At 71.5% G+C, this 19,854-nt stretch carries 12 protein-coding genes; 10 read left to right on the forward strand and 2 right to left on the reverse strand.

The window, feature by feature from the left end:
- Positions 1-191 precede the first annotated feature (191 nt).
- The 3 genes from ACIP94_RS32335 (at position 192) to ACIP94_RS32345 (ending at position 5,960) form a co-directional block, all read left to right on the forward strand.
- Entirely contained in the window at positions 192-395 is a 204-nt protein-coding gene (locus ACIP94_RS32335) for a hypothetical protein (RefSeq protein ID WP_043444185.1), read from the forward strand.
- Positions 396-614: 219 nt separating this feature from the next.
- On the forward strand, positions 615-4,271 hold the full coding sequence (locus ACIP94_RS32340; RefSeq protein ID WP_402433653.1) for an AAA family ATPase: 3,657 nt from the start codon (positions 615-617) through the stop codon (positions 4,269-4,271).
- Between the two features lie 270 nt (positions 4,272-4,541).
- Complete coding sequence (locus ACIP94_RS32345) at positions 4,542-5,960, forward strand: sugar porter family MFS transporter (protein ID WP_402433656.1); 1,419 nt, start codon at positions 4,542-4,544, stop codon at positions 5,958-5,960.
- A gap of 234 nt (positions 5,961-6,194) precedes the next feature.
- Here ACIP94_RS32345 and ACIP94_RS32350 read toward each other — a convergent pair whose 3' ends face one another.
- Positions 6,195-7,166 carry an LLM class flavin-dependent oxidoreductase gene (locus ACIP94_RS32350; protein ID WP_402433659.1) on the reverse strand — a complete coding sequence of 324 codons (972 nt, stop codon included), beginning with the start codon at positions 7,164-7,166 and terminating at the stop codon, positions 6,195-6,197.
- A gap of 135 nt (positions 7,167-7,301) precedes the next feature.
- Between ACIP94_RS32350 and ftsY the strand changes: the two genes are divergently transcribed.
- Complete coding sequence (gene ftsY, locus ACIP94_RS32355; protein ID WP_402433661.1) at positions 7,302-8,501, forward strand: signal recognition particle-docking protein FtsY; 1,200 nt, start codon at positions 7,302-7,304, stop codon at positions 8,499-8,501.
- Between the two features lie 294 nt (positions 8,502-8,795).
- Here ftsY and ACIP94_RS32360 read toward each other — a convergent pair whose 3' ends face one another.
- Positions 8,796-9,479, reverse strand: a complete 684-nt coding sequence (locus tag ACIP94_RS32360; protein WP_402433664.1) for a bifunctional DNA primase/polymerase — start codon at positions 9,477-9,479, stop codon at positions 8,796-8,798.
- A 440-nt stretch (positions 9,480-9,919) separates the two neighbouring features.
- Here ACIP94_RS32360 and ACIP94_RS32365 point away from each other — a divergent pair, with 440 nt between their 5' ends.
- The 6 genes from ACIP94_RS32365 (at position 9,920) to ftsH (ending at position 19,835) form a co-directional block, all read left to right on the forward strand.
- Positions 9,920-11,398: a hypothetical protein gene (locus tag ACIP94_RS32365; protein WP_402433667.1), complete on the forward strand. Its 1,479-nt coding sequence runs from the start codon at positions 9,920-9,922 to the stop codon at positions 11,396-11,398.
- A 436-nt stretch (positions 11,399-11,834) separates the two neighbouring features.
- Positions 11,835-13,169, forward strand: a complete 1,335-nt coding sequence (locus tag ACIP94_RS32370; RefSeq protein ID WP_402433670.1) for an ammonium transporter — start codon at positions 11,835-11,837, stop codon at positions 13,167-13,169.
- Positions 13,166-13,504 carry a P-II family nitrogen regulator gene (locus ACIP94_RS32375; protein WP_402433673.1) on the forward strand — a complete coding sequence of 113 codons (339 nt, stop codon included), beginning with the start codon at positions 13,166-13,168 and terminating at the stop codon, positions 13,502-13,504. Before ACIP94_RS32370 ends, ACIP94_RS32375 begins: the two co-directional genes overlap by 4 nt.
- Before the next feature lie 26 nt (positions 13,505-13,530).
- Positions 13,531-15,975 carry a [protein-PII] uridylyltransferase gene (locus ACIP94_RS32380; RefSeq protein WP_402433675.1) on the forward strand — a complete coding sequence of 815 codons (2,445 nt, stop codon included), beginning with the start codon at positions 13,531-13,533 and terminating at the stop codon, positions 15,973-15,975.
- Positions 15,976-16,089: 114 nt separating this feature from the next.
- Positions 16,090-17,640 (forward strand): signal recognition particle protein, encoded by a 1,551-nt coding sequence (gene ffh, locus ACIP94_RS32385; RefSeq protein WP_402433678.1) that lies wholly within the window; start codon positions 16,090-16,092, stop codon positions 17,638-17,640.
- 263 nt (positions 17,641-17,903) lie between these two features.
- Positions 17,904-19,835, forward strand: a complete 1,932-nt coding sequence (gene ftsH / locus ACIP94_RS32390; RefSeq protein ID WP_402433681.1) for an ATP-dependent zinc metalloprotease FtsH — start codon at positions 17,904-17,906, stop codon at positions 19,833-19,835.
- Positions 19,836-19,854 lie beyond the last annotated feature (19 nt).

Consider the following 19,854-nt stretch of genomic DNA (forward strand, 5'->3'; position numbering starts at 1 on the left):
ATGCCCGCCGATGCGGGGTGTGATCGTGTTGACCGTCAAACTTTTTGGTGAGACGCTGAAAGCCCCGCGCACCTTAGCTGTTTGGCATGTGAGAACGGCGCAAGAACTGAAGATTGCCAAGCACCGCGGGTGCGAATCCCTCACGACCCACACCGCATCGGTCGGTCACTCAGTGTGGAGGACCATCCATCATGGCAAAGGCGCTTCTCGGTTACGTCGGCGGCTCCGACCCGCGACTCCTCGCCGAGATGCGACGGCTCCAGCAGCGCGTCCAGGAGCTCGAGTCCGAGCTCGTACGGATCCAGGCGGAGAACGACGCGCTCACGGCTGCCGCTTCTCACGACAGGATCATGGAGAGCATCGACGCACACCAGGCGGAGCCTGCGCTCACCTGATCACTGCATCGCTCCACAAGGCACGCGCAGTGGTTGGCGCTCGTATCAACCGCTCAGTCATCCGAGTTGCAAGGGACGCCCCCGGCGTCCCTTCTTTTCTTGCCCGCGCACCCTTTCAGCCTCTTTAACGGATGGTGTGCCCTGCACGTTCAACGGTGAAACCGCAGGGGTGCCGGGGTTCATAGTGTGAGATACCGGCGGAAGGTAGAGTCCAGCGGCGTGCACCTCAAGGCCCTGACCCTCCGCGGGTTCAAGTCGTTCGCCTCCGCGACCACGCTCCGCTTCGAGCCGGGGATCACATGCGTGGTGGGGCCGAACGGCTCGGGCAAGTCCAATGTGGTGGACGCGCTCAGCTGGGTCATGGGCGAGCAGGGGGCCAAGTCGCTGCGCGGCGGCAAGATGGAGGACGTCATCTTCGCCGGCACCACCGGGCGCCCGCCGCTCGGCCGCGCCGAGGTGTCCCTCACCATCGACAACTCCGACGGGGCACTGCCCATCGAGTACTCCGAGGTCACCATCACGCGGATCATGTTCCGCAACGGCGGCAGCGAGTATCAGATCAACGGCGACACCTGCCGCCTCCTGGACATCCAGGAGCTCCTCTCCGACTCCGGCATCGGCCGCGAGATGCATGTGATCGTCGGCCAGGGCCAGCTCGACTCGGTGCTGCACGCCGACCCCATGGGCCGCCGCGCCTTCATCGAGGAGGCCGCGGGAGTCCTCAAGCACCGCAAGCGCAAGGAGAAGGCCCTCAGGAAACTGGACGCCATGCAGGCGAACCTCGCCCGCGTCCAGGACCTGACCGACGAGCTGCGCCGCCAACTCAAGCCACTGGGGCGGCAGGCCGCGGTCGCCCGCCGGGCCGCCGTCATCCAGGCCGACCTGAGGGACGCCCGGCTGCGCCTGCTCGCCGACGATCTCGTACGGCTGCGGCACGCGCTGAAGGCCGAGATCGCGGACGAGGCCGCGCTCAAGGAACGCAAGGACGCCGCCGAGGCCGAACTGAGGAAGGCGCTCCAGCGCGAGGCGCTCCTGGAGGACGAGGTGCGCCGGCTGACGCCCCGTCTGGGGCGCGCCCAGCAGACCTGGTACGAGCTGTCCCAGCTCGCGGAGCGGGTGCGGGGCACGATCTCGCTGGCCGACGCCCGGGTCAGGAGCGCCACCGCCGCGCCCCCGGAGGAGCGGCGCGGACGCGACCCCGAGGACATGGAACGCGAGGCCGCCCGCATCCGCGAGCAGGAGGCGGAGCTGGAGGCCGCCCTGGAGGCGGCCGAGCGCGCCCTGGACGACACCGTCGCGCACCGGGCCGAGCTGGAGCGCCGACTGACCCTGGAGGAGCGGCGCCTGAAGGACGCGGCGCGCGCCATCGCCGACCGCCGCGAGAGTCTGGCCCGGCTGAACGGGAAGGTGGGCACGGCCCGTTCCCGCGCGGCCTCCGCCCAGGCCGAGATCGACCGGCTCGCCGCGGCGCGCGACGAGGCACAGGAGCGCGCGGTCGCCGCGCAGGAGGAGTACGAGGCCCTCAAGGCCGAGGTGGACGGTCTGGACGCGGGCGACGCTGACCTGACCGAGCAGCACGAGATGGCGAAGCGGAGCCTGGCCGAGGCGGAGGCGGCCCTGTCGGCCGCCCGGGAGGCGGCCACCGCGGCCGAACGCAAGCGTGCGGCGGTCGCGGCCCGCCATGAGGCGCTCGCCCTGGGTCTGCGCCGCAAGGACGGCACGGGCGTCCTGCTCGGCGCCAAGGACCGGCTCTCCGGCCTCCTGGGCCCGGCGGCCGAACTGCTGACGGTGACCCCCGGGCACGAGGTGGCGCTGGCCGCGGCCTTCGGTGCCGCCGCGGACGCGATCGCGGTGGCGAACCCCTCCTCGGCGGCCGAGGCGATCCGGTTGCTGCGCAAGCAGGACGGGGGACGGGCGGCTCTGGTGCTGGCCGGGCCGCCGAACGGGCCGGAAGACGAGCCGTCCGCCGACGGCCCGGGCCGGGCGGACCCCCGGGGGGCCGGCGGGTCCGGCGATCCGCGGCCGAGCACCGTTGCCGGGGCGCCGGGCGGCCCCCGGCCGTCACCTCCCGACGGGCTCCCCTTCGCCGCCGACCTCGTCCGCGGCCCCGACGCGCTGATGCCCGCCGTACGGCGGCTGCTGTGCGGCATCGTCGTGGTCGGCACCCTGGAGGACGCCGAGGAACTCGTCGAGACGCGGCCCGACCTGACGGCCGTCACCGCCGAGGGGGATCTGCTCGGGGCGCACTTCGCGCACGGCGGCTCCGCCGGGGCGCCGAGCCTGCTCGAGGTACAGGCCTCGGTCGACGAGGCCGCGGCCGAGATGGAGGAACTCGCCGTCCGCTGCGACGAGTTGGCCGAGTCACAGCATCTGGCGGCGGAGCGCCGCAAGGAGTGCGCGGCTCTCGTGGAGGAACTGGGGGAGCGGCGGCGGGCGGCCGAGCGGGAGAAGTCCGCGGTCGCCCAGCAGCTGGGACGGCTCGCCGGGCAGGCCCGGGCCGCCGCCGGGGAGGCCGAGCGCTCCACCGCCGCCGCGGCCCGCGCGCAGGAGGCGCTGGAGAAGGCCCTGCTGGAGGTCGAGGAACTCGCGGAGCGGCTCGCCGTGGCCGAGGAGATGCCGGTCGAGGAGGAGCCCGACACCTCCGTGCGCGACCGGCTCGCCGCCGACGGCGCGAACGCGCGGCAGACCGAGATGGAGGCCCGGCTCCAGGTCCGTACCCACGAGGAGCGGGTCAAGGGCCTGGCCGGACGGGCCGACGCCCTCGACCGCGGCGCCCGCGCGGAGCGCGAGGCACGCGCGCGTGCCGAGCAGCGGCGGGCCCGGCTGCGCCATGAGGCGGCCGTCGCCGAGGCCGTCGCCTCCGGTGCCCGGCAGCTCCTCGCCCATGTCGAGGTGTCCCTGAGCCGGGCGGAGGCCGAGCGCACTGCCGCCGAGGCCGCCAAGGCGCGGCGCGAGGAGGAGCTGGCCGCCGCCCGTGCCGAGGGCCGCGACCTCAAGGCCGAGCTGGACAAGCTCACGGACTCGGTCCACCGCGGCGAGGTGCTCGGCGCCGAGAAACGGCTGCGCATCGAGCAGCTGGAGACCAGGGCGCTGGAGGAACTCGGCGTCGAGCCGGCGGGGCTGGTCGCCGAGTACGGCCCCGACCAGCCCGTACCCCCCTCACCGCCCGCCGAGGGCGAGGAGCTGCCCGAGGACCCCGAGCACCCGCGCAACCAGCCCCGCCGGTTCGTGCGCGCCGAGCAGGAGAAGCGGCTCAAGGCCGCCGAGCGGGCCTACCAGCAGCTCGGCAAGGTGAACCCGCTCGCGCTGGAGGAGTTCGCGGCGCTGGAGGAGCGCCACAAGTTCCTCAGCGAGCAGCTCGAGGACCTGAAGAAGACCCGGGCCGATCTGCTTCAGGTGGTGAAGGAGGTCGACGAGCGCGTCGAGCAGGTCTTCACCGAGGCGTACCGGGACACGGCCCGCGAGTTCGAGGGTGTCTTCGGCAGGCTGTTCCCCGGCGGCGACGGGCGGCTCGTGCTGACCGACCCGGACAACATGCTCACCACGGGCGTCGACGTCGAGGCCCGGCCCCCGGGCAAGAAGGTCAAGCGGCTGTCCCTGCTCTCCGGTGGCGAGCGGTCGCTGACCGCCGTCGCGCTGCTCGTGTCCATCTTCAAGGCCCGGCCCAGCCCGTTCTACGTCATGGACGAGGTCGAGGCCGCCCTTGACGACACCAACCTCCAGCGGCTGATCCGCATCATGCAGGAGCTCCAGGAGGCCTCGCAGCTGATCGTGATCACGCACCAGAAGCGGACGATGGAGGTCGCCGACGCCCTCTACGGCGTCTCCATGCAGGGCGACGGTGTGTCGAAGGTCATCTCCCAGCGGCTCCGATAGAGGGGTGGGGCCTACACCGGTCCTCACCTGCGTCTCCTCGAAAATTCAACTTCTGAACACGGACTCCCGGTCTTACGGGTCGAACCTGGCTGCCTTCCCCCTCTTGACTTCGAAACTTGAAGGCATAGTCTCTGCAACGTTGCTTTTACCTTCAGGTCTGAGTGGCGGCTTATCCGATGCTCTCCGGGTACTTGGAAGCTGACGCCATCTGCCCTGAAAGGGCTCACCCCCCACCCCCGGCAGCGTTGCCGGTGGCCCGAGGAGTTATTCGTGACCAGCACAGCGCAGGCACCTCAGTCAGGAGCCGGGACGGCTCACCCCGAGCATCTCGGGCATGTCATCTTCATCGCGGCGGCGGCCGCGATGGGCGGCTTCCTGTTCGGCTACGACAGCTCCGTGATCAACGGCGCCGTCGAGGCCATCCGGGACCGCTACGACATCGGTTCCGCAGCGCTGGCCCAGGTCATCGCGATCGCCCTGATCGGCTGTGCCATCGGTGCCGCCACCGCCGGACGTATAGCGGACCGCATCGGCCGTATCCGCTGTATGCAGATCGCCGCGGCCCTCTTCACCATCAGCGCCGTCGGCTCCGCACTGCCCTTCGCGCTGTGGGACCTCGCCCTCTGGCGCATCATCGGCGGCTTCGCCATCGGCATGGCCTCCGTGATCGGCCCCGCCTACATCGCCGAGGTAGCCCCGCCTGCCTACCGTGGCCGGCTCGGCTCCTTCCAGCAGGCGGCGATCGTCGTCGGCATCGCCATCTCGCAGCTGGTCAACTGGGGTCTGCTGAACGCCGCCGGCGGCGACCAGCGCGGCAAGCTGATGGGCCTGGAGGCCTGGCAGGTCATGCTCGGCGTCATGGTCGTCCCGGCCGTGCTGTACGGTCTGCTCTCCTTCGCCATCCCCGAGTCCCCCCGCTTCCTGCTCTCCGCCGGCAAGCGTGAGCGCGCCCGGGAGATCCTCGCCGAGGTCGAGGGCGAGCACGTCGACCTGGACGCCCGCGTCGCCGAGATCGAGCACGCCATGAAGAGCGAGCACAAGTCCTCCTTCAAGGACCTGCTCGGCGGCGGCTTCTTCTTCAAGCCGATCGTCTGGATCGGCATCGGCCTGTCGGTCTTCCAGCAGTTCGTCGGCATCAACGTCGCGTTCTACTACTCCTCGACGCTGTGGCAGTCGGTCGGTGTCGACCCGACGGACTCCTTCTTCTACTCGTTCACGACGTCGATCATCAACATCCTCGGCACCGTGATCGCGATGATCTTCGTGGACCGCATCGGCCGCAAGCCGCTCGCGCTCATCGGCTCGGTCGGCATGGTCGTCGGCCTCGCGCTGGAGGCCTGGGCGTTCTCGTCCCACCTGGTCGACGGCAAGCTGCCGAGCACCCAGGGCTGGGTCGCCCTGATCGCCGCCCATGTGTTCGTCCTCTTCTTCGCCCTGTCCTGGGGTGTGGTCGTCTGGGTCATGCTCGGCGAGATGTTCCCGAACAAGATCCGCGCCGCCGCCCTGGGCGTGGCCGCCGCCGCGCAGTGGATCGCCAACTGGGCGATCACCGCCAGCTTCCCGTCGCTGGCCGACTGGAACCTCTCCGGGACCTACGTGATCTACACGGTCTTCGCCGCGCTCTCCATCCCGTTCGTCCTGAAGTTCGTGAAGGAGACGAAGGGCAAGTCCCTGGAGGAGATGGGCTGACCCGCCCACCCGAACTCGAGGAGAAAGGCCAAGTCCCCGCTGCCTCTCTCCTCGACACCCTTCCGCCGCCCGGCCCGGCCACTGCCCGAGCCGGGCGGCGGTCCGTCTTCTCCGGCCCGTTCGCCACGCGGCGCCTCGGCCCGTTCGCCACGCGGCGCCTCGGCCCGTTCGCCACGCGGCGCCTCGGCCTGTGCGGCTCCCTCGCGCCACGGGGGCCGGGCCGGTGGCGAACGATCAGCCGTCGAGCCGCGGCAGCACCCGCTCGCAGAACAGCTGCAGACTGCGCCAGCCCTCGTCCGGGGGCATCCCGCCCGCCAGCGGGTGCAGGACATGGCTGTCCAGGCCGAGGGCCAGGCACGCCTCGGGCGTCACGATGCGGTAGATCCCCTCCGCGCGCAGCTCGTCCACCGTCGTGGCCGCGGACCGCACCACCGAGCGGATCTCGCCGGACTGCCAGGAGGCGTAGGTCCGCGCCTCGTGCAGGAAGTGCCCGCCGTACACGGCCCACGCCCGGTCCGGGTCCTCCGCGAGGTGCAGCAGCGGGGTCTCGGCGGCGGGCATCATCGTCCAGCCCTCGGTGCCGTACTCGACGAGCCGCTCCTTGTAGTACGCCTCCAGTTCCGGCAGGTGCGCGCTCGGGAAGAAGGGCAGGCCCAGGCGCGCGGCCCGGCGGGCCGCCGCCTTCGAGGAGCCGCCGACCAGCAACAGGGGGTGCGGCTGGGTGTACGGGCGCGGGGTGACGCGCACGGTACGGCCGCGATGGCGGAACTCCTCGCCGGTCCACGCCTTCAGCAGGGTCTCCAGCAGCTCGTCCTGGAGCCGTCCCCGCCGCGTCCACTCGACGTCGAAGAGGGCGTACTCCTCGGGCCGGTACCCGATGCCGGCGACGGTGACCAGCCGGCCGCCGCTGAGCAGATCGAGGACGGCGATGTCCTCGGCCAGCCGCAGCGGGTCGTGCAGCGGGCCGATGACCGCCGAGACCGTGACCATGAGCCGGCGGGTCGCGCCGAAGACCGCGCCCGCGAAGGCGAACGGCGACGGCAGCCAGTTGTTCGCCGCCCCGTGGTGCTCCTCGGTCTGCACGGTGGTGACCCCGCGGTCGTCGGCGTACGCGGCCATCTCCACGGCCGCCCGGTAGCGCGCCCCCAGCGAGGCGGGGGTCGCGCCGGGTTCGACGAGGTTGAAGCGTACGACCGTGACGGGCATGGGAGGGCCCCCTTCACCTTCGCCGGCGGGTCTGCCACGAGGACCGTAGCTGACGGGCCGTCAGACAACCAGGGCTCCACGCCCCGGAGCCGCCGCCGAACGGCCCGCGGGCCGGTCGCGCATACTGGACCCGTTATGGAATTCGTCATCCTTGCTGTAGTCATCGCCGTGGTCGTGCTCGGCGTGCTCGGGCTCGTCGTCGGCAGCCGCAGGAAGAAGCCGCTGCCCCCGGCGCCCCCCACGACGCCCGACATCACCGCCCCTCCGGCCGAGCCGCACGTCGGCGACGAGGCCGAGACACCGCGCGACGAGGAGCGCCGGACGATCGAGGAGGTGGACCTCCCGGCGGCCTCCGCTCCCGTCGTCGTGGAGGAGCCCCCGACCGTCGAAGCGCCCCCCATCGAGATCCCGGAGCCCACCGCCGGCCGTCTCGTCCGTCTGCGCGCCCGCCTGTCCCGCTCGCAGAACGCACTCGGCAAGGGGCTGCTCACGCTCCTGTCCCGCGAGCACCTCGACGAGGAGACCTGGGAGGAGATCGAGGACACGCTGCTCACCGCCGATGTCGGCGTGCAGCCCACCCAGGAGCTGGTCGAGCGGCTGCGCGAGCGGGTACGGGTGCTCGGCACCCGCACGCCCGACGAACTGCGCGGGCTGCTGCGCGAGGAACTCCTCCAGCTGATCGGCACCGACATGGACCGCACCGTCCACACCGAGCCCGAGACCAGCAAGCCCGGCATCGTGATGGTCGTGGGTGTCAACGGCACCGGCAAGACCACCACCACCGGCAAGCTCGCCCGCGTCCTCGTGGCCGACGGCCGCACCGTCGTCCTCGGTGCCGCCGACACCTTCCGTGCCGCCGCGGCCGACCAGCTCCAGACCTGGGGCGAGCGGGTCGGTGCCCACATCGTGCGCGGCCCGGAGAACGGAGACCCCGCCTCCGTCGCCTTCGACGCGGTCAAGGAGGCCAAGGAGATCGGCGCCGACGTCGTCCTCATCGACACGGCCGGGCGCCTGCACACCAAGACCGGCCTCATGGACGAGCTGGGCAAGGTCAAGCGTGTCGTCGAGAAGCACGCTCCGCTGGACGAGGTGTTGCTGGTCCTCGACGCCACCACCGGTCAGAACGGTCTCGTCCAGGCGCGCGTCTTCGCCGAGGTCGTGGACATCACCGGCATCGTGCTCACCAAGCTCGACGGCACGGCCAAGGGCGGCATCGTGATCGCGGTCCAGCGCGAGCTGGACGTCCCGGTGAAGCTGGTCGGTCTGGGCGAGGGCTCCGACGACCTGGCGCCGTTCGAGCCGGAGGCGTTCGTTGACGCCCTCATCGGAGAGTGACCACTTAGCGGAGCGTGACCGCACCCACCGGTCCCGGCACGCACCGAGCAGCGCCCGCCCCCACGATGCGTTGGGGACGGGCGCTGTCGCTTTCACGGGCTGCGCATGCGAGAAGGGCCCTGCCGAGGGCGCTTTCCAGGGATCGTCGCTGTCGCCGCCGACGGGGATCGCTGACAGGGACCGCTGACAGGGATCACCGACAGGGATCACCGACAGGAAGAGGGAGAGCCGACGGGACTGAGGGGCGGCCGAGGGGGCTGGCGAGCCGCCGACGGCTGGGAAGCCTCCGACAGGCTAGGGAGTGTCCGACCCCGACCAGGCCCGGGAGCGGTGGGCCACATAGGCCAGCGTGCCGATCAGCAGACGCGCGGCCGGCGGTCTCGTCGCGGAGTCGAGGGCGGGGGAACGCAGCCAGCGGACCGGACCGAGACCGCCACGGTCCGAGGGCGGGGCCGTGATGTGCGTCCCCGGGCCCAGGGCGTGCAGGTCGAGGTCCGCGTCGTCCCACGCCATCCGGTACAGCAGTGCGGGAAGCTCGGCCGCGGAGCCGGGAGCGACGAAGAACTGGGCGCGGCCGTCCGGGGTCGCCGTGACCGGGCCGACCGGGATGCCCATGCGCTCCAGCCGGACCAGGGCCCGGCGCCCCGCGGCCTCGGCGACCTCGACCACGTCGAAGGCACGGCCCACCGGCAGCAGCACCGCCGCGCCGGGCACCTCGGCCCAGGCCCCGGTCGCCTCGTCGAGCGTCGCGCCGGCCCGCACCATGGGGGCGAAGCTCAGCGGATGCGCGCCGGGTGCGGCACAGCCGGTGTCGCCGCAGGAGCACGCCCCCGCGGCCGCGCGAGCGCCCGGTACCACGTCCCAGCCCCACAGCCCCGTGTACTCGGCCACGGCGAGGCACTCCGACGAGCGGCCCCGGCGTCGGGCGCCGGGGCGGATCTCGCGGATGCTCCGCGTGCCGCCGATCGTGAAGCCCATGCCCCCTCCAACGCGTTCAGCCCACCGATGGTTACGCCCCGGAATCGGATTGTGACTCTGCGTCCTGTGGCCCTTGTGCCTTCGCGGGGCGTGCCAGGTGGTGCGGGGGGTGGTGACTTCCATGGCGCGCGCCGGCGAATACTTCGCTCCATCCACTTCCGGCTGTCATGTGTCAAGTGAATCGCGCCCCGGTGGCGGTGAGTTCATTCGAAGGGGTGGCGAATGGTGGCGCTTCTGGATTCGCCATGGCTGGGCGGGTGATCGTAGGACTACTTTGAGTGCACGGTTCCTGGGAGCGCATGCACGCGTGGGTATGCCGGAGGCAAGCCGGGTTCCCGCCCGGCGGCCGAGAACCGCCGGACGCGAGGCCGCGTCCCCCGGCATTCTGGTAAGGCTTGGCGCACACAGCGCACAGGTGGATTCAGGGATGGGGGCGTCCAGTGGGCGGCAACGGCGGAAGCGGGACGAACGCTGACAGGCGCCCCAATGAGCTGCTCGGCTCATGGTTCGTGCGCAGTGGCTGGTCGAAGGGCGAGCTGGCACGGCAAGTGAACCGCAGGGCCCGCCAGTTGGGGGCCAACCACATCTCCACGGACACCTCCCGGGTGCGCCGCTGGCTGGACGGGGAGAACCCGCGCGAGCCGATCCCGCGCATCCTCTCGGAGCTGTTCTCCGAGCGCTTCGGCTGTGTGGTCTCCATCGAGGACCTGGGACTGCGCACCGCACATCAGTCACCCTCCGTGTCCGGAATCGACCTGCCCTGGACGGGCCCGCAGACGGTGGCGTTGCTCAGCGAGTACTCGCGCAGCGACCTGATGCTGGCGCGGCGCGGCTTCCTCGGTGGCTCGCTGGCCCTGTCCGCGGGCCCGTCCCTCATCGAACCCATGCAGCGCTGGCTGGTGCCGAGCCCCGCCGCCGCGCGCGAGGAGCCGCCCGAGCCCGCGCCGTCCGGGCGGGCCCGCCGCCGGCTGTCCCGGCCCGAGCTGGACCTCCTCGAGGCGACCACCGTGATGTTCCGCAAGTGGGACGCCCAGTGCGGCGGCGGACTGCGCCGCAAGGCCGTCGTCGGCCAACTGCACGAGGTGACCGACCTCCTCCAGGAATCCCAGTTCGAGGCCACCACCAGGCGCCTGTTCAAGGTCGCCGCCGAGCTGGCCGAGCTGGCGGGCTGGATGAGCTACGACGTGGGACTCCAGCCCACCGCGCAGAAGTACTTCGTCCTCGCCCTGCACGCGGCCAAGGAGGCCGGTGACAAGCCGCTCGGCTCCTACATCCTCTCCAGCATGAGCCGCCAGATGATCCATCTGGGCCGGCCCGACGACGCCCTGGAGCTCATCCACCTCGCCCAGTACGGCAGCCGGGACTGCGCGAGCCCGCGCACCCAGGCGATGCTGTATGCGATGGAGGCCCGCGCTTACGCCAACATGGGCCAGCCGGGCAAGTGCAAGCGTGCCGTCCGTATGGCCGAGGACACCTTCGCCGACGCCGAGGAGTTCGACGAGCCCGAGCCCGACTGGATCCGCTTCTTCTCCGAGGCCGAGCTGCACGCCGAGAACTCCCACTCCTACCGCGACCTCGCCTATGTCGCGGGCCGCAGCCCCAGCTACGCCTCCCTCGCCCAGCCGCTGATGCAGAAGGCCGTCGACGGCTTCGCCGGGGACGGCGAGCACCAGCGGTCGTACGCACTGAATCTGATCGGCATGGCCACCGTGCACCTTCTCCAGCGCGAACCGGAGCAGAGCGCGGTGCTCGCCAGGCAGGCCATGGACATCGCCAGAAAAGTGCGGTCCGAACGGGTCAACACTCGTATTCGAAAGACCGTCGACACGGCCGTGCGCGATTTCGGCGATCTTGCCGAGGTCGTCGAGTTGACGGATCACCTCGCCACCCATCTGCCCGAGACCGCCGAGGCGGTCTGACCCCCGGCCCAGCGCACGGCAAGGGCCCTCACGACCCCGGCCGCGGCCGCCATCCCGAACTGCCCGACTCGGCTCCCCCATGCCAGGTCATCGGATGGCTGTCGCGGCCGGACGCATGTCCGTCCGCCCGACAGGGCGTGACACCCGCGGGGCTCGTTTGATCACCACGGGCTTCCGACCGGGCGACCGCGATGTCCCCGCCGCGATGCCGTCCCTCCAAGGTTGCGTCACGATGACGATCAACCGGGCCGGGCATCCGGCGGTTCATCAACGCGTAACACGCCCGGCACCTTCGTCACTGCGGCGAAACATCGAGCGGCAACGACGGAAACCGCGTTGCGTCAATCTCATGGCGCATAACCGGCCCATCCCTCATGACCGGACCGCTCTCAGGCTTCGCCCGCACGGGGCCGTACCAACCGACGAGGAGACGCCGATGGCACCAGCCATCATGCTTGCGGCGGACGCACCCAAGCTGTCGTCCGCCAATACCGGCTTCATGCTGATCTGTTCCGCCCTGGTGATGCTCATGACCCCGGGCCTGGCCTTCTTCTACGGAGGCATGGTCCGCGTCAAGAGCACCCTGAACATGCTGATGATGAGCTTCATCAGCCTGGGCATCGTCACCATCCTGTGGGTGCTCTACGGCTTCTCCATGGCCTTCGGCGACGACAAGGGCTCACTCCTCGGCTGGACCTCCGACTACGTCGGCTTCAGCGGGATCGGCAAGATGGACCTCTGGCCGGGCTACACCATCCCGGTCTTCGTCTTCGCCGTCTTCCAGCTGATGTTCGCGATCATCACGCCCGCCCTGATAAGCGGCGCGCTCGCGGACCGGGTGAAGTTCAGCGCCTGGGCCCTCTTCCTCGTGCTGTGGGTCACGATCGTGTACTTCCCGATCGCCCACTGGGTCTGGGGCACCGGCGGCTGGGCCTATGAGCTGGGGGTCATCGACTTCGCGGGCGGTACGGCGGTCCACATCAACGCCGGTGCGGCGGCACTCGGCGTGATCCTCGTCATCGGCAAGCGCGCCGGCTTCAAGAAGGACCCGATGCGTCCGCACAGCCTCCCGCTGGTCATGCTCGGCGCCGGTCTGCTGTGGTTCGGCTGGTTCGGCTTCAACGCCGGCTCCTGGCTCGGCAACGACGACGGCGTCGGCCCGCTGATGTTCGTCAACACCCAGGTCGCCACCGGCGCGGCCATGCTCGCCTGGCTCGCCTACGAGAAGATCCGACACGGCGCGTTCACCACGCTGGGCGCCGCCTCCGGTGCCGTCGCCGGTCTGGTCGCGATCACCCCGTCCGGCGGCGCGGTCTCCCCGCTCGGCGCGATCGCCATCGGCGCCATCGCCGGTGTCCTGTGCGCCATGGCCGTCGGCCTGAAGTACAAGTTCAACTACGACGACTCCCTCGACGTCGTCGGCGTCCACATGGTCGGCGGCATCGCCGGCTCCCTGCTCATCGGCTTCTTCGCCAGCGGCCGGGGCCAGTCCGACGTCAAGGGCCTCTTCTACGGCGGCGGCCTCGACCAGTTCTGGAAGCAGTGCGCCGGAGTCTTCGCCGTCCTCGCCTACTCCCTGATCGCCTCCGCGATCCTCGCCTTCCTCCTCGACAAGACCGTCGGCATGCGGGTCACCGAGGACGAGGAGATCTCCGGCATCGACCAGGCCGAGCACGCCGAGACGGCATACGACTTCAGCGGCGCGGGCGGCGGCGTCATCGCCTCCTCCGCCGCCCTGGCCGCGCCGCAGAGCAGGAAGGTGGACGCATGAAGCTCATCACCGCCGTCGTGAAGCCCCACCGGCTGGACGAGGTCAAGGAGGCCCTCCAGGCCTTCGGGGTGCACGGTCTGACGGTCACCGAGGCAAGCGGCTACGGTCGGCAGCGGGGACACACCGAGGTCTACCGGGGTGCCGAGTATACGGTCGACCTCGTGCCCAAGATCCGGATCGAGGTGCTGGCCGAGGACGACGACGCCGACCAACTGGTCGATGTCATCGTCAAGGCGGCCCGCACCGGCAAGATCGGAGACGGCAAGGTCTGGTCCGTCCCGGTCGAGACGGCCGTACGGGTCCGGACCGGCGAGCGCGGACCCGACGCGCTGTAAGGCACCAACGGAACAGGAGTCGCCGGGTGACGGGTACGGACGTGACGGAAACAGAGGGCTTGGGACCCGGCGGCTACGCGGCGGCCCGGCTGCGCCTCCTCACCGAGGGGGCGCGGTCCGGGCCGCCGCGCCGTGCCGCCCTCGCCGAGCTGACGGACGGCTGGCTCGCCGAACTGTTCGCCGCCGGCGCCGAGGGGCCGAGCGGGGTGTCCCTGGTCGCCGTCGGCGGCTACGGCCGCGGTGAGCTGTCCCCCCGCAGCGACCTCGATCTGCTCCTGCTGCACGACGGCGGCGACGGCAAGGCGGTCGCCGCCCTGGCCGACCGTGTCTGGTACCCCGTCTGGGACCTCGGCCTGGCCCTCGACCACTCCGTCCGGACCCCCGCGGAGGCCCGCAAGACCGCGGCCGAGGACCTCAAGGTGCAGCTCGGCCTGCTCGACGCCCGGCACCTCGCGGGCGACCCGGGGCTGACCGCGGGCCTGAGGACGGCCGTCCTCGCGGACTGGCGCAACCAGGCGCCCAGACGCCTCCCCGAACTCCAGGAACTGTGCGCCGAGCGGGCCGCCCGCCAGGGCGAGCTGCAGTACCTGCTGGAACCGGACCTCAAGGAGGCGCGCGGCGGCCTGCGCGACGCCACGGCCCTGCGCGCGGTGGCCGCCTCCTGGCTCGCCGACGCCCCGCGGGAGGGGCTCGCGGACGCCCGGCGCAGGCTCCTGGACGTCCGGGACGCGCTGCATCTGGCCACCGGGCGCGCCACCGACCGGCTCGCCCTCCAGGAGCAGGACCAGGTCGCCGCCGAGCTGGGCCTGCTGGACGCCGACACCCTGCTGCGCCAGGTGTACGAGGCGGCGCGCGTGATCTCGTACGCCAGCGATGTGACCTGGCGCGAAGTGGGGCGCGTGCTGCGCTCGCGCGGCGCCCGGCCCCGGCTGCGCGCCATGCTGGGCAGCGGCAAGCCCGTCGCCGAGCGGTCCCCGCTGGCCGAGGGCGTGGTGGAACAGGATGGCGAAGTGGTGCTCGCCCGGACCGCGCGCCCCGAACGCGACCCCGTGCTCCCGTTGCGCGCCGCCGCTGCCGCCGCGCAGGCCGGCCTCCCGCTCTCCCTGCACGCCGTACGGCGCATGTCGACCACCGTGCGCCCCCTGCCCACGCCCTGGCCCGCCGAGGCCCGCGAACAGCTCGTGACCCTGCTGGGCTCCGGCCGCCCGACCATCGAGGTCTGGGAGGCCCTGGAGGCCGAGGGCCTCATCACCCGGCTGCTGCCCGACTGGGAACGCGTGCGCTGCCGCCCCCAGCGCAACGCCGTACACCTGTGGACCGTCGACCGGCACTTGATCGAGACGGCCGTACGCGCCTCCGAACTGACTCGCCGCGTCGGACGGCCCGACCTCCTCCTGGTCGCCGCGCTGCTGCACGACATCGGCAAGGGCTGGCCCGGCGACCACTCCGTCGCGGGCGAGATCATCGCCCGGGACGTGGCGGGCCGCATCGGCTTCGACCGCGACGACATCGCCGTCCTCGCCACCCTGGTGCGCCACCATCTGCTGCTCGTGGAGACGGCGACCCGGCGCGACCTGGAGGACCCGGCCACCGTGCGCGCGGTGGCCGAGGCCGTCGGTTCACCGGGCACACTCGAACTGCTCCACGCGCTGACCGAGGCGGACGCGCTGGCCACCGGACCCGCCGCCTGGTCGTCCTGGCGGGGCGCCCTGGTGACCGACCTGGTCAAACGGGTCTCGGCACTGCTCGCCGGAGACGAGCCCGACGACCAGGAGACCGCCGCGCCCACCGCCGAACAGGAACGGCTCGCCATCGAGGCCTGCCGCACCGGCGGCCCCGTGCTCGCGCTGCGCGCGCAGACCGGGCCGCCCGCCGAGGAGGCGGACGGCGAGCCGGAACCCCTCGGCGTGGAGCTGCTCGTCGCCGTACCCGACCAGCCCGGCGTGCTGCCCGCGGTCGCGGGCGTTCTGGCCATGCACCGCCTCACCGTCCGCACGGCGGAGTTCCAGGCCCTTCGGCTGCCCGACGGCGTCCACGACGGCTCGGTCCTGCTGCTCGACTGGCGGGTCGCCGCGGAGTACGGCTCGCTGCCGCAGGCCGCCCGGCTGCGCGCCGACCTCGTACGCGCCCTGGAGGGCTCCCTGGACATCGTGGCGCGCCTCGCCGAGCGGGACGCGGCCTACCCGCGCCGCCGGGGCGTGGTGGCGCCCCCGGCGCGCGTGACCGTCGCCCCGGCCGCCTCCCGGCACGCCACGGTGATCGAGGTACGCGCCCAGGACGTGCCGGGGCTGCTGTTCCGCATCGGGCGCGCCCTGGAGACGGCGGGCGTGCGGGTGCGCAGCGCGCATGTGTCGACGCTGGGTTCCAACGCCGTGGACGCCTTCTATGTGACCGGTGGGGCGGGTGACCCGCTGCCGGGGGAGGAGGCGGTCTCGGTGGCGCGGATGCTGGAGGAGACGCTGCGGGCCTGACCGAGGGATGGGTCCCCGCGCGCCGTGTCCGGCGGGCGGGGACGCATTGCTTGCGCGGCCCGATACCCTGGAGGGCAGTCCCAAACGCCCCCGACCCCGAGGACCGACGCCGCCGTGTTCGATACCCTCTCCGACCGCCTTAGCGCGACTTTCAAGAGCCTCCGCGGAAAAGGCAGGCTGAGCGAGGCGGATATCGACGCCACCGCGCGCGACATCCGTATCGCGCTCCTGGAAGCCGACGTCGCCCTGCCGGTCGTCCGGACCTTCATCAAGAACCTGAAGGAGCGCGCCCTCGGCGCCGAGGTCTCCAGGGCCCTGAACCCGGCCCAGCAGGTCCTCAAGATCGTCAACGACGAGCTGGTCACCATCCTCGGCGGTGAGACCCGCCGCCTGCGCTTCGCCAAGCAGCCGCCGACCGTGATCATGCTCGCGGGTCTGCAGGGTGCCGGTAAGACCACCCTCGCGGGCAAGCTCGGCCGCTGGCTCAAGGAGCAGGGCCACTCCCCGCTGCTGGTCGCCGCCGACCTCCAGCGCCCCAACGCCGTGAACCAGCTCAGCGTGGTCGCCGAGCGCGCGGGCGTGGCCGTCTTCGCGCCCGAGCCGGGCAACGGCGTCGGCGACCCGGTCAAGGTCGCCAAGGACTCCATCGAGCACGCGAAGACCAAGGTCCACGACATCGTGATCGTGGACACCGCCGGCCGCCTCGGCATCGACCAGGAGATGATGCGGCAGGCCGCCGACATCCGGGACGCGGTCTCGCCGGACGAGATCCTGTTCGTCGTCGACGCCATGATCGGTCAGGACGCCGTCAACACGGCGGAGGCCTTCCGCGACGGCGTCGGCTTCGACGGCGTGGTGCTCTCCAAGCTCGACGGTGACGCCCGTGGTGGTGCGGCCCTGTCGATCCGCCAGATCACCGGCAAGCCGATCATGTTCGCGTCGAACGGCGAGAAGCTCGACGACTTCGACGCCTTCCACCCGGACCGGATGGCCTCCCGCATCCTGGACATGGGTGACCTGCTCACCCTGATCGAGCAGGCGGAGAAGACGTTCAGCCAGGAAGAGGCCGAGAAAATGGCCTCCAAGCTGGCGTCCAAGAAGGGCCAGGACTTCACCCTGGACGACTTCCTGTCCCAGATGGAACAGGTCAGGAAGATGGGGTCGATCTCCAAGCTCCTCGGCATGCTTCCGGGCATGGGCCAGATCAAGGACCAGATCAACAACCTCGACGAGCGGGACGTGGACCGCACGGCCGCGATCATCAAGTCGATGACCCCGGGCGAGCGCCAGGACCCGACGATCATCAACGGCTCCCGCCGCGCCCGTATCGCCAAGGGTTCCGGTGTCGAGGTCAGCGCGGTCAAGAACCTGGTCGAACGGTTCTTCGAGGCCCGCAAGATGATGTCCCGCATGGCCCAGGGCGGCGGCATGCCCGGTATGCCCGGCCTCCCCGGGATGGGCGGCGGCCCCGGCCGGACGAAGAAGCAGCCGAAGAAGGCCAAGGGCAAGCAGCGCTCCGGCAACCCGATGAAGCGCAAGCAGCAGGAGCAGGAGGAGGCGGCGCGCCGCGCCGCCGCGGCCCAGGGCGCCGGCGCCCTCGGCCTGCCGCAGCAGGCCGGTCAGGACTTCGAGCTGCCGGACGAGTTCAAGAAGTTCATGGGCTGACCCGGACACACCGGAACGCCGAGGCGGCCAAGGCGTTCATCGCCCTGGTGCGGTCCGACTAGGGCCGCAACGTGCTGACCCGGGCCGGGTTCCTCCAGCCGTGACCTGCACCGGCACCTCCGACACCGCGGCCGGCCCCCACCGGACCGCGGCCCACCGGCCGTACCGCGCGACGGTTCGTAGGCCACGACACCGAGGGCGCCCCCTTCCGGGGGCGCCCTCAGCGCGTGCCGGGGTCACCCGGTTGCCGTACCGTCCGATATATGAGCAATGCCGCGCCACCACGCCAGACCCCGGAGAAACCGTGGCGCACCGAGGGCACGCCGGAGGAGCCGCCCAGGCGGCCGGGGGGCAGGAAGATGCGCGGCGGCTGGTGGGGCCTGGTCGTCGCCGCGGTGGTCGTCTTCCTCGTCGCCTATGGCGCGGTGTCCTACTACAGCCAGGGCAACGAGCCGACGATCTCGTACACGGAGTTCAGCCGGCAGGTCAACGACGGCAACGTCAAGACGATCTACTCCAAGGGCGATGCCATCCAGGGGCAGCTCAAGCACCCCCAGGCCAAGCCCCACGGCGGCGGCAAGTACACCAAGTTCAAGACCCAGCGCCCCGCCTTCGCGGACGACAGGCTCTGGCAGAACCTCAACAGGCACCAGGTGACGGTGACCGCCCAGCCGGTGGTCCAGGAGCGCAGCTTCCTGTCGAATCTGCTGCTCTCGCTCGCGCCGCTGGTGATCCTGGTGGCCCTGTGGGTCTTCTTCGCCCGGCGGATCGGGGCGGGCCTCACCGGCCCGGGCGGCATGTTCGGCCGCAAGGCGCCGCCCAGACCGGTGGAGCTGCGGCCCGGCATCCGGCGCACGACGTTCGCCGACGTGGCCGGAATCGACGAGGTCAAGGGCGAGCTGGACGACGTCGTCGACTTCCTGGAACACCCCGACGCCTACCGCAGGATGGGCGCGAAGGCGCCGCGCGGGGTGCTGCTCACCGGCCCGCCGGGCACCGGCAAGACGCTGCTGGCCCGGGCGGTGGCGGGCGAGGCGGATGTGCCGTTCTTCTCCGCCTCCGCCTCGGAGTTCATCGAGATGATCGTGGGCGTCGGCGCCTCGCGGGTGCGCGAGCTGTTCGCCGAGGCCCGCAAGGTGGCCCCGTCGATCATCTTCATCGACGAGATCGACACGATCGGGCGCGCCCGTGGCGCCGGCGCCTCGGTGAGCGGCCACGACGAGCGGGAGCAGACCCTCAACCAGATCCTCACCGAGATGGACGGCTTCACCGGTTCCGAGGGCGTCATCGTCATCGCGGCGACGAACCGTGCCGACATCCTGGATCCGGCGCTGACCCGGCCCGGCCGCTTCGACCGCGTGGTCCACGTCTCCCCGCCGGACCGCGCCGGGCGCGAGGCGATCCTGAGGATCCACACCCGGGACATTCCGCTCGCCCCGGACGTGGACCTGGCCCAGGTGGCCCGTACGACCCCGGGCATGACCGGTGCCGAGCTGGCCAACCTCGCCAACGAGGCGGCCCTGCTGGCGGTCAAGCGGAAGCAGAACCGCGTGACCCAGACGGACTTCTCACAGGCGCTGGAGAAGGTGCAGCTGGGTGCCGAACGGTCGCTGGTGATGCCGGAGGAGGAGCGCCGCAGGACCGCGTACCACGAGAGCGGACACGCCCTGCTGGGGATGCTGCAACCGGGCGCCGACCCGGTACGCAAGATCACGATCGTGCCGCGGGGCCGGGCGCTCGGGGTCACGCTGTCGACCCCCGAGTCCGACAAGTACGCGTACACCGAGGAGTACCTGCGCGGCCGCATCATCGGCGCCCTCGGCGGCATGGCGGCGGAGCAGGTGGTCTACGAGGTGATCACCACGGGCTCCGAGAGCGATCTCGAACAGGTCACCAACATCGCCCGCGGCATGGTCGCCCGCTGGGGCATGAGCGAGCGGGTGGGCCGTCTGTCGGCGCTGCCGACCGACGCGCAGCAGGCGTACGGCCTGGCGGCCGCGCCGCAGACGCTGGACGTGATCGAGATCGAGATGCGGCGCATCGTGGACGAGTGCTACGAGGAGGCGTGCCGCAAACTCCAGGGCCACAGGGGCCAGTTGGACGCGCTGGCCGAGGCGCTGCTGGTCAACGAGACGCTGGAGGAGGCGGAGGCGTACCGGATCGCCGGGGTGCTGCGGGTGCGCAAGGACGACTGAGCGATCCCGGGCCTCGGGC

It is taken from the genome of Streptomyces sp. NPDC093261 (assembly GCF_044753645.1).
GTDB lineage: Bacteria > Actinomycetota > Actinomycetes > Streptomycetales > Streptomycetaceae > Streptomyces.

Coding starts and splice junctions, on each gene's coding strand:
- ftsH (WP_402433681.1), top strand. CDS start 17,904: ATGAGCAATGCCGCGCCACCACGCCAGACCCCGGAGAAACCGTGGCGC.
- ftsY (WP_402433661.1), top strand. CDS start 7,302: ATGGAATTCGTCATCCTTGCTGTAGTCATCGCCGTGGTCGTGCTCGGC.
- ACIP94_RS32360 (WP_402433664.1), bottom strand. CDS start 9,479: ATGGGCTTCACGATCGGCGGCACGCGGAGCATCCGCGAGATCCGCCCC.
- ACIP94_RS32375 (WP_402433673.1), top strand. CDS start 13,166: ATGAAGCTCATCACCGCCGTCGTGAAGCCCCACCGGCTGGACGAGGTC.
- ACIP94_RS32350 (WP_402433659.1), bottom strand. CDS start 7,166: ATGCCCGTCACGGTCGTACGCTTCAACCTCGTCGAACCCGGCGCGACC.
- ACIP94_RS32335 (WP_043444185.1), top strand. CDS start 192: ATGGCAAAGGCGCTTCTCGGTTACGTCGGCGGCTCCGACCCGCGACTC.
- ACIP94_RS32370 (WP_402433670.1), top strand. CDS start 11,835: ATGGCACCAGCCATCATGCTTGCGGCGGACGCACCCAAGCTGTCGTCC.